Source organism: Mycobacterium botniense (assembly GCF_010723305.1).
In the GTDB taxonomy this organism is placed as follows: domain Bacteria; phylum Actinomycetota; class Actinomycetes; order Mycobacteriales; family Mycobacteriaceae; genus Mycobacterium; species Mycobacterium botniense.
Window position 1 is genome coordinate 678,066 of the sequence record NZ_BLKW01000002.1, and the last position, 14,949, is coordinate 693,014.

Annotated in this window: 15 protein-coding genes and 1 pseudogene; 5 read left to right on the plus strand and 11 right to left on the minus strand. The window is 68.6% G+C overall.

Annotated elements, in window-relative coordinates:
* Positions 1–31: 31 nt before the first annotated feature.
* From ccsB to hemL, 6 genes are read right to left on the minus strand one after another with little or no spacing between them, the layout of a single operon-like run.
* Positions 32–1,009 (minus strand): c-type cytochrome biogenesis protein CcsB, encoded by a 978-nt coding sequence (gene ccsB, locus G6N08_RS03470; protein ID WP_163754337.1) that lies wholly within the window; start codon positions 1,007–1,009, stop codon positions 32–34.
* Positions 1,006–2,616 carry a cytochrome c biogenesis protein ResB gene (gene resB, locus G6N08_RS03475; RefSeq protein ID WP_163756624.1) on the minus strand — a complete coding sequence of 537 codons (1,611 nt, stop codon included), beginning with the start codon at positions 2,614–2,616 and terminating at the stop codon, positions 1,006–1,008. Before resB ends, ccsB begins: the two co-directional genes overlap by 4 nt.
* Positions 2,617–2,663: 47 nt before the next feature.
* Positions 2,664–3,437, minus strand: a complete 774-nt coding sequence (locus G6N08_RS03480) for a cytochrome c biogenesis CcdA family protein (protein ID WP_163754340.1) — start codon at positions 3,435–3,437, stop codon at positions 2,664–2,666.
* Positions 3,434–4,039, minus strand: coding sequence for a TlpA disulfide reductase family protein (locus G6N08_RS03485; protein ID WP_163754342.1), 606 nt, complete (start codon positions 4,037–4,039; stop codon positions 3,434–3,436). Before G6N08_RS03485 ends, G6N08_RS03480 begins: the two co-directional genes overlap by 4 nt.
* Before the next feature lie 2 nt (positions 4,040–4,041).
* Positions 4,042–4,650, minus strand: a complete 609-nt coding sequence (locus G6N08_RS03490) for a histidine phosphatase family protein (RefSeq protein WP_163754344.1) — start codon at positions 4,648–4,650, stop codon at positions 4,042–4,044.
* On the minus strand, positions 4,650–5,975 hold the full coding sequence (gene hemL, locus G6N08_RS03495) for a glutamate-1-semialdehyde 2,1-aminomutase (protein WP_163756626.1): 1,326 nt from the start codon (positions 5,973–5,975) through the stop codon (positions 4,650–4,652). The genes G6N08_RS03490 and hemL overlap by 1 nt, the downstream gene beginning before the upstream one ends.
* A gap of 122 nt (positions 5,976–6,097) precedes the next feature.
* On the opposite strand from hemL, the gene G6N08_RS03500 reads away from it, so the two are divergent.
* Positions 6,098–6,493, plus strand: coding sequence for a nitroreductase family deazaflavin-dependent oxidoreductase (locus G6N08_RS03500; RefSeq protein WP_163754347.1), 396 nt, complete (start codon positions 6,098–6,100; stop codon positions 6,491–6,493).
* On the opposite strand, the gene G6N08_RS20525 is transcribed toward G6N08_RS03500, so the two are convergent.
* Complete coding sequence (locus G6N08_RS20525) at positions 6,477–7,172, minus strand: hypothetical protein (RefSeq protein ID WP_308494706.1); 696 nt, start codon at positions 7,170–7,172, stop codon at positions 6,477–6,479. The two genes, G6N08_RS03500 and G6N08_RS20525, sit on opposite strands and share 17 nt — an antisense overlap.
* A gap of 170 nt (positions 7,173–7,342) precedes the next feature.
* Here G6N08_RS20525 and G6N08_RS03510 point away from each other — a divergent pair, with 170 nt between their 5' ends.
* On the plus strand, positions 7,343–7,993 hold the full coding sequence (locus G6N08_RS03510) for a class I SAM-dependent methyltransferase (RefSeq protein ID WP_163754352.1): 651 nt from the start codon (positions 7,343–7,345) through the stop codon (positions 7,991–7,993).
* A 139-nt stretch (positions 7,994–8,132) separates the two neighbouring features.
* On the opposite strand, the gene G6N08_RS03515 is transcribed toward G6N08_RS03510, so the two are convergent.
* The gene (locus G6N08_RS03515) at positions 8,133–9,278 is read right to left on the minus strand and encodes an LLM class flavin-dependent oxidoreductase (RefSeq protein ID WP_163754355.1); all 1,146 of its coding nucleotides are present in this window, start codon (positions 9,276–9,278) and stop codon (positions 8,133–8,135) included.
* 196 nt (positions 9,279–9,474) lie between these two features.
* Between G6N08_RS03515 and G6N08_RS03520 the strand changes: the two genes are divergently transcribed.
* On the plus strand, positions 9,475–10,254 hold the full coding sequence (locus tag G6N08_RS03520) for a class I SAM-dependent DNA methyltransferase (RefSeq protein ID WP_218033334.1): 780 nt from the start codon (positions 9,475–9,477) through the stop codon (positions 10,252–10,254).
* A 31-nt stretch (positions 10,255–10,285) separates the two neighbouring features.
* Here the strand turns inward: G6N08_RS03520 and G6N08_RS21240 are convergent.
* Positions 10,286–10,687, minus strand: a pseudogene (locus tag G6N08_RS21240) (methyltransferase domain-containing protein); the annotation flags it as partial.
* Between the two features lie 205 nt (positions 10,688–10,892).
* Between G6N08_RS21240 and G6N08_RS03530 the strand changes: the two are divergent.
* Together G6N08_RS03530 and G6N08_RS03535 are read left to right on the plus strand one after the other, a co-directional pair.
* The gene (locus G6N08_RS03530; protein WP_163756629.1) at positions 10,893–11,702 is read left to right on the plus strand and encodes an alpha/beta hydrolase-fold protein; all 810 of its coding nucleotides are present in this window, start codon (positions 10,893–10,895) and stop codon (positions 11,700–11,702) included.
* 68 nt (positions 11,703–11,770) lie between these two features.
* On the plus strand, positions 11,771–13,957 hold the full coding sequence (locus G6N08_RS03535; protein WP_163754361.1) for an acyltransferase family protein: 2,187 nt from the start codon (positions 11,771–11,773) through the stop codon (positions 13,955–13,957).
* A 207-nt stretch (positions 13,958–14,164) separates the two neighbouring features.
* Here the strand turns inward: G6N08_RS03535 and G6N08_RS03540 are convergent, their stop codons facing one another.
* Positions 14,165–14,413, minus strand: a complete 249-nt coding sequence (locus G6N08_RS03540; protein WP_163754364.1) for a hypothetical protein — start codon at positions 14,411–14,413, stop codon at positions 14,165–14,167.
* The gene (gene mce1N / locus G6N08_RS03545; protein WP_163754366.1) at positions 14,410–14,949 is read right to left on the minus strand and encodes a transport-regulating membrane protein Mce1N; all 540 of its coding nucleotides are present in this window, start codon (positions 14,947–14,949) and stop codon (positions 14,410–14,412) included. The genes G6N08_RS03540 and mce1N overlap by 4 nt, the downstream gene beginning before the upstream one ends.

Consider the following 14,949-nt stretch of genomic DNA (forward strand, 5'->3'; position numbering starts at 1 on the left):
ACAGTACCGCGCAACAGCGACGGGTGTCTGCTCAGTTCACACCGGCGTACGAGTGCAAACCCACGGTGACCAGGTTAACGAAGAACAGGTTGAACACCATCACCACAAAACCGGCGATGTTGATCCAGGCCGCCTTCTTTTCGCGCCACCCCGCCGTCGACCGGGCGTGCAGGTATGCCGCGTAGACCATCCAGGCCACAAAGGCCACCGTTTCCTTGGGATCCCATCCCCAGTACCGTCCCCAGGCTTGCTCAGCCCAGATCGCGCCGAATATCACCCCGAAACCGAAGACCGGGAAGGCGAAAATGGTAGTCCGGTAAGCGATGCGGTCCAGGGTCTGCGGGTCGGGTAGGCGCCGCAGCACCGCGGCCAGCATTCCCGCGCTGTCCGGGTCGGCCGGCTGCGCCACCTTGACCAGAAACAGGATGCTGGCCACCCCGGCGACCAAGAACACCCCGGAACCGAGGCTGACCACCGAGACGTGGATCGGCAGCCAATAGGACTGCAGGGCCGGCATCACCGGGGCAGCGTTGGCGTAGAGCCAGCGCCCGGAGATCGTCAACAAAATCAGCACCGGCACCAGCAGAAAAACCCACAGCACGCGGTGCTGCGGGCGGCGCAGCACGACCGCGCCGGCGACCAGGCCGCACCAACAGGTCAGGTTGATGAATTCATACATGTTGCCCCAGGGCACCCGGGCGGTGGCCAGCCCGCGCAGCACGATGCACGCCAGCAACAGCCCGATTCCGACGTAAACCACCGCCAGACCGGCCCGGCCGACACGTTCGTCGAACGGTCGCCGCGGGGCCGGCAGCACGATACCGGGCGTCGTGCTGTCAGCGGCCACCGATCCCGCAGGGACCAGCTCAGCGGCCGCGTCGCTGCGGCTGCGGACGTAGGCCAATTCCACCGCCAACAGCAGCAACGCCACCACCAGCGTCAGCAGCGCCGAGCTGAACGCCCAATCGGAATACCGGGCCAGCGTCATGTCCACATGCACAGTGTTCATGGACGATCCCTTCCCGCCGGGACACCCGCGCGCACCGGCTCGACCGCTGCTGGTCGCGCGAACCCCGCCAGTAGCCGCTCGGTCAAGCGTTCGAACTCGTCACCCCAGCCGGCGTTATCGGTGCGCGCCAGACCACCCAGCTCGACGTCGACCGTACCGGTCTGCCCCGCCGGCACGATGCGGACCCATAACCGGCGGCGGCGCACCACCAGCGACACCAGCAGGCCCGCCATCATCGTGACCGCGAAAACCAGCACCCAGATCTGGCCGGGATCGTGGGAGACCTGCAGGTTGACGAACGGTACCGCGCCGTCGAAGCGCACGAGGGTGCCGTCGTGACCGAGCCGGACCTGCTCACCGGCGCGCAGGTTCACCCGCTTGTCCCTGACCAGCCGGCCCTGCTGGATCAGCCGGGGGTCCAGGCTGTACAACGACTGCGGCCGGCCGGTGTCCAGGCCGGTATCACCGCGGTAGATGTCGACGGCGACCGCCGGGTCGTTTAACGCGGGAAAGCTCGACGACAGCAACGCGCCGTCAAGCTGCGCCGTCGGGGCGAACAGCCCCTCGATCGCGATCTGGTGCTGACGGCGCTGCTCGGCGCTGGGATAGGCGCCCGCCGGCGGGTCGATACGCACCGCGCCCGACGACAACAGGGTCACCGGATTGTCGGGCCGCCATTGCACGGTCGACGTGCGGGTCTGTCCGTTCGGGAAGGTCACGGTGAAGCTGGGCGCATAGCCGTGACCTTGCAGATACACCCGGTCCCCGCCGATTCGCAGCGGGTGGTTCACCTCCAGCCGGTAGGGCCGCCAGCTGCCCGCGCTCAGGTCACGGCCCGCTTGGTAGTCGATGTTCGCCGCGAACGAGATGGCCTGTCCCGAAGGCAGGTATCGCGCTTGAAAGTCGTTGACCCGCACACATATCGGGTGCAGCGACGTGCCGTCGACGGTGTTGCCGGCGCGGAACGAATCAAACACCGCCGGGGACGCCGAGCAGAAGCCGGGCCCGCCGTCGGCCAGGACGATCACGTTGCCCTCGTAGCCGAACAGCTTGCCGACGGCCACCGCGACCAGCACACCCAGCAGCGACACGTGAAACACCAGGTTGCCGAATTCGCGCAGATAGCCCTTCTCTGCGGACACCTCTGTGGCGGCGGGGTTTTCGCGGCGGACAACGGTGCGCCAGCCGCGCAGCCGCTCGGTTATCGCGTCGGCTACCACGTCGGGTTCGGCAGCGACGGTGGCGGCGGCGTGCTTGGGCAGCCGGGCCAGGTTGCGGGGGGCGGGTACCGGGGTGGTCCGCAGGCTGCGGATGTGCTCGACCGTGCGTGGCAGCAGACAACCGAGCAGGGACACGAACAGCAGCACATAGATGGCGGTGAACCAGAAACTGGCGAACACGTCGAACGCCTGCAGCCGGTCCAGCCATGGGCCCAGCAGCGGATGCGCGGCCAGGTACTCGTCGACCTTGCCGGGGTTGAGGCGGCGCTGCGGCAGCAGGGCCCCGGGTAGCGCCCCCAGGGCCAGCAGACACAGCAGCACCAGCGCGGTGCCCATCGACGTCAGCGCCCGCCAGCTGTTGCGCGCCCGGGCGAGCCCGCGTGACATCGCCCCGAAACGCGCCGTTTTGGGTGAGTGCGTCTCGGTGTGCCGGGTCACATCGGCAACCTCACATCGGAGACCAGCGTGTCCCGCAACCATGCGATCAACTCATTCCAGGCGCCGGTGACCAGCGCCGCGCCGACCGCGATCAGCAGGGCTCCGCCGACGATCTGGATGGCCCGGGTATGCCGGCGCAGCCAGCCCACACCGGCCACGGCCTGCGCCGACCCGAGTGCCACCAGCACGAACGGGATCCCCAACCCCAGGCAATAGGCGATCACCAGCACAATGCCGCGCAGCACGGTCGCGCCCTGGGTGGCCGTGGCGAGGCTGATCACCCCGGTCAACGTCGGCCCCAGGCAGGGTGTCCAGCCCAGCGCGAACACCGCACCGAGCAGCGGTGCCCCGGCCAGCGTGGACAATTGCCGGGGAGCGAAGCGCACCTGGCGCTGCAAAGCCGGGATGAAACCGACGAACACCAGGCCCATGACGATGGTCAGCACCCCGCCGACCCGTTGCAGCAGCAGCTGGTTGGTGATCAGCGTGGTGGTCATCCCGAGCACGGCGACGGTGCCCAGCAGGAAAACCGCGGTGAACCCGGCGACGAACAGTGCTGCCGAGCCGGCCACCCGCCACCGCGCCGCCGTCGGCGTCGTGCCTGTGCCCGGCTGCGCGTCGACACCGACCACCGCGGCCAGATAGGACAGGTAGCCCGGCACCAGCGGCACCACACACGGTGAGGCAAACGACACCAGCCCCGCCAGCACGCACACCGCCAGCGCGAGCAGCAACGGCCCGGCGGCGGCGATTTCGCTGAACCCACTCATGGCGGTCCCGGCTGAGGCCGCTGCTCCGCGCCCACCCGCTGCAGCACCGGCAGCAGGTCCTCGGGGAGCACTTCCCGCAAGAAAACCGCGGCAACCCGCTGCCGGCGATCCACCACCAGGGTGGACGGGATGACGCTGGTCGGGTACTTGCCGCCGAACGCGATCAGGGTGCGCATCGCCGGGTCATAGATCGACGGGAACGTCGCGTGCCGGTCTTCGACGAAGTCCTGCGCCGCCTGCCGGTTGGTGTCGCGGACGTTGATGCCCAGGAAAGACACCCCGGCGGCGCGGGTGGCGTCGTACACCTGCTGCAGGCGACCGATCTCGGTGCGGCACGGTCCGCACCACTGCCCCCAGATGTTGACGACGACGACGTCGCCGGAGAAGTCGCTCAGCGAGCGGGTGCGCGCCGGATCCATCAGATCCGGCCCGGCCAGCGGGCCCGGGCGCCCGCGGCGCTCGGGCGGGTCGTAGAAGATATCGGTCTTGCCGCCCGGGGCGACGAACTCGAAGGTGCCGCCCTGCGCGACCGCGTCCGCGCCGGTCGAGCAGCCGCTGACCAGCCCGGCCAGCGCCGTCACCACCATCACCAGCCAGCGCATGCTCAGCCGCCCGCCGGGGTGGTGTAGACCACGTCGACCAGGCGGTCGCCGTCGTAGATGAGCGTGGTCACCGAGGCGATCGCGCATCGCCGGCGGCGCGGGTTGTGCCAGAGCCGTTTGCCGGTCAGCTGCAGCCGCAGCGTCCAGATCGGCAGTTGGTGGCTGACACACACAACCTCGTGGCCGGCGGCCCGGGCCCGGGCCTTGTCCACCGCGGTGACCATCCGCGCCGCGATCTGGGTGTAGGGCTCGCCCCATGACGGGGTGAACGGGTTGCGCAGGTGCCACCATACCCGCGGATCCCGCCAGGCACCGCTGCCCGGCGAAAGCTTCCTGCCCTGCAGGACATTGGTCGATTCGATCAGGTCGGGGTCGGTGTCCACCGCCAAGCCGTGGCGGGCGGCGATCGGTGCGGCGGTCTCCTGGGCCCGCTGCAGCGGGGAGGCGATCACCGCCACGATGTCGCGGTCGGCCAATGCGTCAGCGACCGCGGCAGCCTGCTGTTTGCCCTTCTCGGACAGGTGAAATTCGGGCAGCCGCCCATAGAGGACGCCGTCGGGGTTGTACACCTCGCCGTGGCGCACCAGGTGGACGTGCGTGTGCTCGCCCATCAGGGGGTGCGCTCCCGGGCGGCCGCCGCGGCGGCGGCGGGCAGTGCGGCGGCGATCCGGTCGAACGCGGCGTCGTCGAGAGCGGCCGAGACGAACCATGTTTCGAAAGCGCTGCACGGTGGGTACACGCCGGCGTCCAGCAGGGCGTGAAAAAAGGCCGGGTAACGCCAGGTCTGGCTTGCCTGCGCCGACGCGAAGTCGCGCACCGGCTCTTCGGCGAAGAATACGCTGAGCATATTGCCGGCCCGCGGAATCTGGTGCGCCACACCGGCATCCGTGAGCGCCGCGGAGAGCAGCGCGGCCAGCCGGTCGGCGGCGGTGTCCAGTGCAGCGTAGACCGCGGCGTCGGCGGCCCGCAGCGTCGCCAGCCCGGCGGCCACCGCCACCGGGTTGCCGGAGAGTGTGCCGGCCTGATACACCGGCCCCAGCGGAGCCAGCTTTTCCATCACCTCGGCACGCCCGCCGAAGGCCGCGGCCGGCAACCCGCCGCTCATCACCTTGCCGAAGGTGAACAGGTCGGCGTCGACGGGTTCGATTCCATACCAGCCGCTTCGGCTGACCCGGAAACCCGTCATCACCTCGTCGGTGATCAACAGCGCCCCGTGCTCGGCGGTGATCGCCCGCAGCGCCGCGTTATATCCCGGTGCGGGCGGCACGACTCCCATATTGCCGGGGCTGGCCTCGGTGATGACGGCGGCGATCTGGTCGCCGAACCGGGCAAATGTCTGCCGCACGGCGTCGACGTCGTTGTAGGGCAACACAATTGTGTCCGCGGCGCTGGCGCCGGTGACACCGGGTGAGGACGGCAGGCCCAGGGTCGCCACTCCTGAGCCGGCGTCGGCCAGCAGCGCGTCCACATGACCGTGATAACAGCCGGAGAATTTGACGATTTTGGGGCGGCCGGTGAATCCGCGCGCCAGCCGGATGGCGCTCATGGTGGCCTCGGTGCCGGAGTTCACCAGCCGGATCCGCTCGACGGGCGGCACCCGACCGATGATTTCGGCGGCCAGCTCCGTTTCCGCCGCCGTCGGCGCCCCGAACGACAGCCCGCCGGCGGCCGCTTGCTGCACCGCCTGCACCACCGCAGGGTGCGCGTGGCCCAGGATCATCGGGCCCCACGAGCAGACCAGGTCGACATAGCGGTTGCCGTCGGCGTCGCTGAGCCAGCAGCCGCGGGCTTGCGTGATAAAGCGCGGTGTGCCGCCGACCGCCTTGAACGCCCGCACCGGCGAGTTCACTCCACCGGGGATCACCGCGCAGGCCTGGTCGAACAGTCGCGCCGAGGCGGTCGTCGACGGCGCCGTCACCTGGTCATGGGTGCCCACGACCACTAGTGTTCCAGCCGTCGGCACCGGTTCGACTACGGGGTGTAATTGTTCAGATCCCACCGGCAGCAGCGGGTCTTGGAGCCTTGAGATCAGCCATTGCGCTCGAGTTGGATCAAAGGATGCAACTACCGCAATGGCTGGCCCGGTTCAACCGCTACGTCACCAACCCCATTCAACGGCTGTGGGCCGGTTGGCTGCCGACATTCGGGATCCTCGAGCACGTCGGCCGGCGTTCCGGCAAGCCCTACCGCACCCCGCTGACTGTGTTCAGCGCCGATATCGACGGAAAGCCGGGAGTGGCGATCCTGCTCACCTACGGTCCCGATCGCGACTGGCTGAAGAACATCACCGCTGCCGGCGGCGGACGGTTGCGCCGCTCCGGCAACACGTTCGCCGTGACCGAGCCACGGGTGGTCAGCAGGGCTGAGGCGGCATCGCACATCGTCGGCCGCTGGCGTTGGATCTTCGCCAGATTGCCGTTCGAGAAGGCGGTACTGCTCAGCAAAACCGTTTAACGCGTGGCTGATGCGCGCCTACAGCGGGCTGGTGGCCGAAAACCGCGTCTGACGCGCCGGAGTCTGTTCGCGCCGGGCCCGGGGGCACACCGTCGACATCCGGCTCTGCACGGTGGAGACTGGACCATCTGCCGCACTGGCCTCGGTTCACCCGAACAGCCCGGCGCCGCGACACCCCTGGAGAGCGGCTCTGGCCGGTGCGACAGATCCCACCTTCTCCCGCAGCCCGGCCGACATGCGGCAGCACCCGGCGCAGCGGGTCAGCGGCGGCAGCACCGGCGAGGGCCACCGCCAGCGCGGCCACCCCGACCGTGATGCTCATCCCGCCCGCATAGGCGAGAAAAGCCGGCACACCGCTGAGCAGTGATCCTTGTGTGAACGTCGCGCTGATCACCGCGAGAAACGGGCCGACAGCGCAACACATCGAGGCGATCGCGCAGCCCACGCCGTAGCCATACATCGACGGCCACTGTCGCGCAGGCACCCCACCCGATGGTGTGGGCAGGATAACCGGGATGTCTTTGTCGGCCAGCAGCCACACCGCGACCGGACGGGATGCCGCCGCACTGCCATCGGCGATCAGCAACGCCAGATAGCCGGGCAGCAAAGCGAATCCGCACGGATTCAGCGCCGCCGCCGACCCGGCGCCCAGCGCGACACCCAGTGCAGCCGTGTCGATCGACGTGACTGCACCGTACCGAAGAGCCGTGACACCGCGGGTTCAGCGAACCGGCCGCACGTCGGCTGGGCGGTGCGCGTCGGCCCCGGGACGGGCGCCCGCCGTGTGCCGCATTATCGACAGCGCGACCGATTCCGAGCATGCTGTGCACGGTGGATAAAGGAGGCGTTATGGCGGATCTGTCGCAGTTTCAGCACCCTCGGTTTGCCCGGATGTATGAGCGGATCAGCGCCGAATCGGAACGCCGCGGAACCGCTGCACATCGCGACCGGGCGCTGGCCGGGTTGGTGGGCCGGGTGATCGAAATCGGCGCCGGCAACGGTTTGAACTTCAGTCACTACCCGGATGCGGTCACCGAAGTGGTGGCCGTCGAACCCGACGATCATCTGCGTGGCCTAGCCGAAGAGGCCGCCACCCGAGCACCGGTTCCGGTGCGCGTGCTCGCGGGCCACGCGACCGCACTACCGGTCGATGACCACGGATTCGACGCCGCGGTCGCTTCGCTGGTGTTGTGCTCGATCGCCGACACCCAAGCCGCGCTCGCCGAAATCCGCCGTGTGCTGAAACCCACGGGCCAGCTGCGCTTTTTCGAACATGTCCGCTCCGAGAAACCGTGGTTCGGCCTGCTGCAAGATGCGATCGCACCACTGTGGTCGCGTATCGGCGGCGGTTGCCATCCGAACCGCGACACCGCCGCGGCGATCCGCGCCGCGGGTTTCGACATCGAAGAGCTAGACCGGTTTTACTATGCGCCCCTGAGGTTTTTCCCGTCCCACGCGCATATCCTCGGCCGGGCGCGGCCCCGTCCCACGACGTCGTGATCCCGAACGGCGCCCCCGGGGCGGCGTGCACCGCCTCAGACAGACGCGGCAGCAACTGCTCGGTAGCGAATGTGCGGATATCGTCGGCGGTGGGGGCGCAGACCGGTGCGCAGCAGCTTCGCGTCGCGCCGCCCGCTGGTCAGTGCGCCGAGGTGGCCGCACACGGCGTCGTCCGGACTGCCCGCGGCGAGCGGTGGGGGTGAGTCCATAATCCCTTGCGTTCGAGCAGCGGCAGCACGCCTTCACCGAACCAGTAGGCCTCTTCCAGATGCGGATACCCCGACACGATAAAGTGCGTGATCCCCAGCCGCGAGTACTCGATCAGCCGGTCGGCGACCTCGGCATGCGAGCCGACCAGGGCGGTGCCCGCGCCCCCGCGGACCAGGCCCACCCCGGCCCACAGGTTGGGCGCCACCTCCAGTCGGCTGCGGTCCCCGCCGTGCAGCAGCCGCATGCGGCGTTGCCCCTCGGATTCGCTGCGGGCCAGACTGGCCTGCACCCGTTCGATATCTGCCGGCTTGATCCCGGCCAGCAGCCGGTCAGCCTCCGCCCACGCGTCCCGGGCGGTGTCCCGGGTGATCACATGGATCCGCAGGCCGTACTGCACAACCCGGCCCTCGTCGACAGCCAGCCCGCGGATCCAGTCCAGTTTCTCGCCGACGGCCCGCAGCGGTTCGCCCCAGGTGAGATAGACATCGGCGTATTTGGCGGCCACCGGCCCGGCGGGTTGCGATGAGCCACCGAAAAATATGGGGGGCAGCGGGTCGGGCGGGTTGTTGAGCACCGCGTCCTCGACCCGGATGTGCTCTCCGGCGAAGGTCACCGGTTCCGGTGACGTCCACAGTTGCCGGACCACATGCAAAAACTCGGCCGTGCGGGCATACCGGGACTGCTTATCTAAGAAATCCCCGTAGGCCCGCTGCTCATGGGTTTCACCGCCGGTGACGACATTGAGCAGCAGCCGTCCGCCTGAGTGCCGCTGAAAGGTGCCGGCCATTTGCGCGGCCAGTGTCGGGCTGATGAAGCCGGGACGGAATGCGACGAGAAATTTCAGTGTCTCAGTGGTCTCCACCAGCATCGCCGTCGTCAGCCAGGCGTCCTCACACCACAACCCGGTCGGGGTGAGCACCGCCTCGAACCCGTTGGTTTCGGCGGCCGCGCAGATCTGGTTCAGGTAGCGCAGGGTGGCGGGCCGGTCACCGGACATCGGGGTGCCGTGCCCGCCGGCGACCAGCTCCCGCGAATCGCCGTAGGTGGGCAAAAACCAGTGAAACGCCAGGCTCATCGGCCATCCTTTTTCGCCGCAACCCTTCTCAGGCATCCTGCCAGGACAACGTACTTGCGGCCAATCCGGGATGGGTTGGGCATGCGCGCGCCGCGGCCGGGGGTCCCCAGCATCATCAACCCCGTCACCGTGCGAACGCGCGTCAACCGTACCCCACAAATTGTTCGCAGTGCCGGTGGCGTTAAAATGAAAACTTGTGGCTCCCCAAATCTATCGAATTCAGTTTCCTCCCTACAATTCAGAACAACTGCGCCAAGACGAGGTCTCTTTCAAGCTGATCGAAGATGGCAAGCCGCAACGTCTGCGGTTTCATGACTACGCCGCGATATACAAGAGGCCCGGGCTTTATGAGGAACTATTTTACGGCAGATTGCGGTGCAATTCACCGGTCAAAGTGATGGAATTGCTGCAGCGGGCGCTGCAGACCGCGCGCGAGCCGGTCACCGAGTTGCGGGTGCTCGATCTGGGTGCCGGTAACGGGATGATGGGCGATGTGCTGAAGCGCGATGGCGTCGCCCGGCTGGTCGGCGTGGACATCGTCCCCGAAGCCCGCGATGCCGCATATCGGGACCGGCCAACGGTCTACGACGCTTACTATGTCGCGGACTTGGCCACCATGAACGACGAGCTGCGTGAGGAACTCAGTGAGTGGAGTTTCGATTGCCTGACATGTGTCGCAGCGCTGGGTTTCGGTGACATTCCGCCGCAAGCGTTTTTCAACGCGATGCGGCTTATACAGACGGGCGGCTGGCTGGCTTTCAATATCAAACAGTCATTTCTGGACGCGGCGGACCAGACCGGTTTCTCTCGCCTGGTACGCGCCCTTATCTTCTCACAATATTTCAATATCCACCATCTCGAGCTGTATCGGCATCGCCTCTCGATGGAGGGCACGCAGCTGTTTTATTACGCCCTGGTCGGTCGGTTGACCTCGCCGATTCCAGACGAATTTTTGCACACGCATGGTATCGAATGAACTGCGAATGAATTAAGCCGCACAGTACTCGCTGCTGACGTGTCACCAGGGGCAGTCCAGTCAGGTCGCCTCGCAGGAACCGCCCTGTCGCCGCGGCGCCGACGGCGTTGGCGCGCGCCGGGTCGACAGCCTCACCGAGGAGGTCGATGCCGGTCACGTCCCGGCCCTGACGGGCGAGGTCGAGGGTGTTGCGCCCGGCACCGCAGCCGAGGTCAAGCGCCCGGCCGGGCGGTGGCCGCTCGTCGCCTTCGACGTGCTCGACCAGCCACCCGCCGGGGATGTCAGCGGCTTTGAGCGACGGGCCGAGGCCGGAGAGTATCCGGTACATCAGCAACACGGCGTGGCTATTTCCTGCGCACGGCCCCTCTTTCGATCCCGTGCGGGCCGCCAGCGCCGGCGTCCCGGGTTCATCTTCCCGGCGACCGCTCATCATGCCACCAGCGCGCTTGTCGGAGACCGAGTCGAACCAGTGCGGATCATCGGATCAGCTTGGCGCGGCGTAAAACACCTGATCCGGCTCCGGCCGGCGTTACGTCGTCATAACGTTTCCCGCCGCGACGGCGTGGCTTTGCGGGCGTAGCGGTCCCGCCGGGCATGATGCGCCCGTGCTGACCCGTCGTGCCGCGCTCCGTCTGGGTATGGGCGCTGTGGCCGGAGCCACCGGTGTTTGGGCGTTAAGTGCCCTGCTGGATCCGACCGGACCACAGGCCTCACCCACCGCACCGTTCGAGCCGGCGGCGGGCAGCGCCGTGCCGACCACACTGTCGGGCTCGTTTGTCTCGGCGGCTCGAGGTGGCGTCACCACCAACTGGGTGATCGTGCGGCCACCTGGTCAGACCGCCGCACTGCGCCCGGTGATCGCGCTGCACGGCAAGGGCGGCAACGCCAACACCGTGCTCGACCTCGGCGTCGACCAGGAGCTGGCGAAATTGGTCCAGGCCGGCCATCCCGGGTTCGCGGTGGTCGGTGTCGACGGCGGCGACACCTACTGGCATCGGCGCGTCTCCGGCCAGGATTCGGGAGCGATGGTGCTCGAGGAGCTGTTGCCGCTGCTGGCGGCCAAGGGCCTGGACACCTCGCGGGTGGCCTTTATGGGCTGGTCGATGGGCGGTTACGGGGCATTGTTGCTGGGGGCCCGGCTGGGCGCCGCGCGGACCGCGGGGATCTGTGCGGTGAGCCCGGCATTGTTCACCTCCTACACCGGCAGCGCACCCGGGGCGTTCGACAGCTATGAGGACTGGGAGCGCAACAACGTGTTCGGCCTGCCGGCGCTGGCGTCGATCCCGCTGCGGGTGGACTGCGGCACCAGCGACCGCTTCTACCCGGCCACTCGCGCCTTCGTCGCCCAGCTGCGCACACCCCCCGCGGGGGGTTTCTCACCGGGCGGGCACGACGTATCGTTTTGGCGCCAGCAGCTGCCCGCCGAACTGGCCTGGATGGTCTCCTAACGTGGCACCGCCGCTGGCAGAAAATCCGGCACCATGACGCCCAAGGACCAAGACCGGCGACGACGTTGATGACAGTGCGGCAGGACGCCACCCTAAGCTCCCGCCACCGGACCGAGCACGGTCGGCGTCCGCCGCAGCCCGGCTTTCGCCCCGATATCGAGGGCCTGCGGGCGGTGGCCATCCTGGCGGTCGTGCTGTTTCACGCCAAGGTGCCCGGCGCCGGGGGCGGGTACATCGGCGTGGACGTGTTCTTCGTCATCTCCGGGTTTCTCATCACCGGCCTGCTCTGGCGCGAGGTGAACAGCTCCGGCACCGTGCGGTTGCCCCGTTTCTACGCAGCGCGGGCCCGTCGCCTGCTGCCGGCGTCGGCGACCGTCGGGGTCGTGACCGGCATCGGCGCTGCCGTCCTGTTACCGCCGTTGCAGGCCCGCAGCGCGCTCCGGGACGGTATCGCCAGCGCGCTGTATGTCGGCAATTACCGCTTCGCCCTGCAAGGTACCGATTATTTGGCCGCGGACACCCCGCCGTCGCTGTTTCAGCACTACTGGTCGCTGGGTGTGGAGGAGCAGTTCTATCTGCTGTGGCCGGCGCTGATCATTGCGACCACCTGGCTGGTACGGCATGCGGGGCGGCGCACCGGCATCGATGCCGCTCACTCGCAGACCCCCTACCTGGTGATGCTGGGGCTGGTCGCCGCGGGGTCGTTCGGGCTGGCGCTGGTGTGCACGGACACGTCACCGCCCTGGGCGTTCTTCTCGCTGCCCACCCGGGCCTGGGAGCTAGCGGCCGGCGGCCTGGTGGCGCTGACCGCACCGGAATGGCACCGGTTGCCGGCCCTGGCCGCCGCAATCGCGGGCTGGGGCGGGTTGACCCTGATCGTCCTGACCTGCGCCGAGCTGAACTCGGCGACACCCTACCCGGGGACCGCGGCGCTGCTTCCGGTGCTGGGGACGGTGCTGGTGATCGGGGCCGGATGCGCAGGCGCCGGCGCCGGTCGTGTCCTGGCGCTGCCGGGCCTGCGGGCGATCGGGCGGGTCTCGTATGCCTGGTACCTCTGGCATTGGCCGGTGTTGCTGCTGCTGCCGGCGCTCGTGGGTCAGCCCGACAACCCGATGAGCAGGCTGGCAGCGGTCCTGGTCTCCTGCGGCCTGGCGGTGCTCACCCTGCATCTCGTCGAGAACCCGGTCCGGTTCGCTGCGGCGTTGCGCCGATCGGCCGCCGCCAGCCTGGCGCTGGGCGCCGCTGTCACCACGCTGGCGGTGGCGGTCGACCTGGTGCTGCTGGCGCTGGTGCCCGCCCCGGTCGGGCACGGGTTGGCGATTGCGGCACCGAAGATTCTCGCTACACCCCCCTCGGCGGCCCCGAGTGCCGACCCATTAGACGCCGCATTAGACGCCGCCGTTCGCCAAACCTTCGCCCAGGCGCAGTCCGCCGTCGCGGCATCCGCCGACCGTGCGGCCGTGCCGTCGAACCTGACCCCGCCGCTTGCCGATGCGCCGGCCGATAAGCCGGCGGTCTTCGTCAACGGGTGTGTGCGCTCGTGGCGCGAGGTGGGCCAAAGCGAATGCGCGACGGGCGACACCACCTCACCCACGACCGTGGCCCTGGTCGGCGACTCGCACGCGGCAATGTGGAACCCGGCCCTGCAGCGGCTCGCCGAGCAGCGGCACTGGCGACTGGAAACGCTGGGCAAAGTCACCTGCCCGCTGATGGACCTGCCGATCACCAGCCCGTATCTGGGCCGGCCCTACACCGAGTGTGAGCAGTGGCGGGCCGAGATCATGGCCCGGTTGCGGGCCGAGCATCCGCGGCTGGTGGTGCTGAGCATGTCACGCCGCTACGGCGCCGACTTCGGTTTCACGTCGTATGACCCGGCCTGGATCGCCAGCCTGACCCGCCTGGTGGCGCAGCTGCGCAGCACCGGGGCACAGGTGCTGGTGCTGGGGCCGATCCCCGATCCGCACTCCACGGTGCCCGCCTGCCTCTCAGCCCATCTCGACGATGCCACGGCCTGTTCGCCGGCCCGGACGGTCGCGGTGAACCAAGCCGGCATCGCCGCCGAGGAGGCGGCGACCAACCGGGGCGGCGGCCACTATGCCGACCTGACCGAACTGTTCTGCACCGCCGAGCGCTGCCCGGCCATCGTCGGCAACACCCTGGTGTACCGCGACGATAACCACGTGACGATCGAATACGCCCAAGTGCTGGCACCGGTGATCGGTGCGCTGGCCGACCGCGCGTCGTCCGGGAACTAGGACGCGGCGGCTCTATGCTGGTGCCGTGAACTGGCGGCGGAGCCGAAACGTCTGACCAGTGAGAGTTTCAATGGAGGTCTGTGATGAGTCCGATGCTGCTGGTCTGCCTCTCGGTGGGCACGCCGCTGGCCGGACTGGGTCTGCTCAAACTCCAAACACGGCTCGAGCGCTGGGATTACGAACGGCACGCCGAGGACTGACGGCGTGTTATCGCCTCCGTTGCGAACGCCGCAGCCTGGCGGTCCCGACGACCCCCAGCACACCGGCGGCCGCGGCTAACAGCAGTGCCAGCACCAGCAGGGGGGGATCAAAGGTCACCGACATCGTCACCGGCTGACCGTCGGCAATGGGTGCGACCGCCACGGTGGATCGGGCCCGCGACCAGCTCACCGCACAGCCCGCCACCGCGGCGGCGGCCAGGATCAGTTCGAGGACGGCCCGGTGGCGGGCGGTCACCACCGCGACCCGGCTTCGTCGCTGTCGTCGATATCCGCGCCGGGCGGCCCCACCCGCTCTTCGACCAGTGGGGTCAGTGCGGCCCGCAGGTGACGGTGGCGGCGAGCCCAGGCCTGCGCGGTACGGCCGCCGGTGAGCTTGAGGCCGATGCCGACCCGGCCCCGCGGCACCCCGACCAGCTCCCCCAGCGCGCGCGCCGACTGCCAGCGTTGCACTTCCTTTTCCGACTCGGCGTGCTCGGGATCGGGATAGACCTTCACGATTTCGGCCACCCGGATCGTCTCGGTGCCCTGACGCAGCGTGTCTCGGGTCAGCTCGACCGAGGTGTGGATTCGCGCTGCCTTGACCTGTAACGCCACGAAACCCGTCACCAGCACCAAGAACACCGCGGGGACCAGTGGCTCCCAGCCGTTGCCGCCGGATTTTTCGATCAGCAGCATGGCCACCGCCGAGGCCGGGCCCGCCAGCACCCAGTACCAGCTGGCGCCGGGCTCATAAAACAGCCGCGCGGGTTCAGTTTCGGTCGCCGGGCTCAT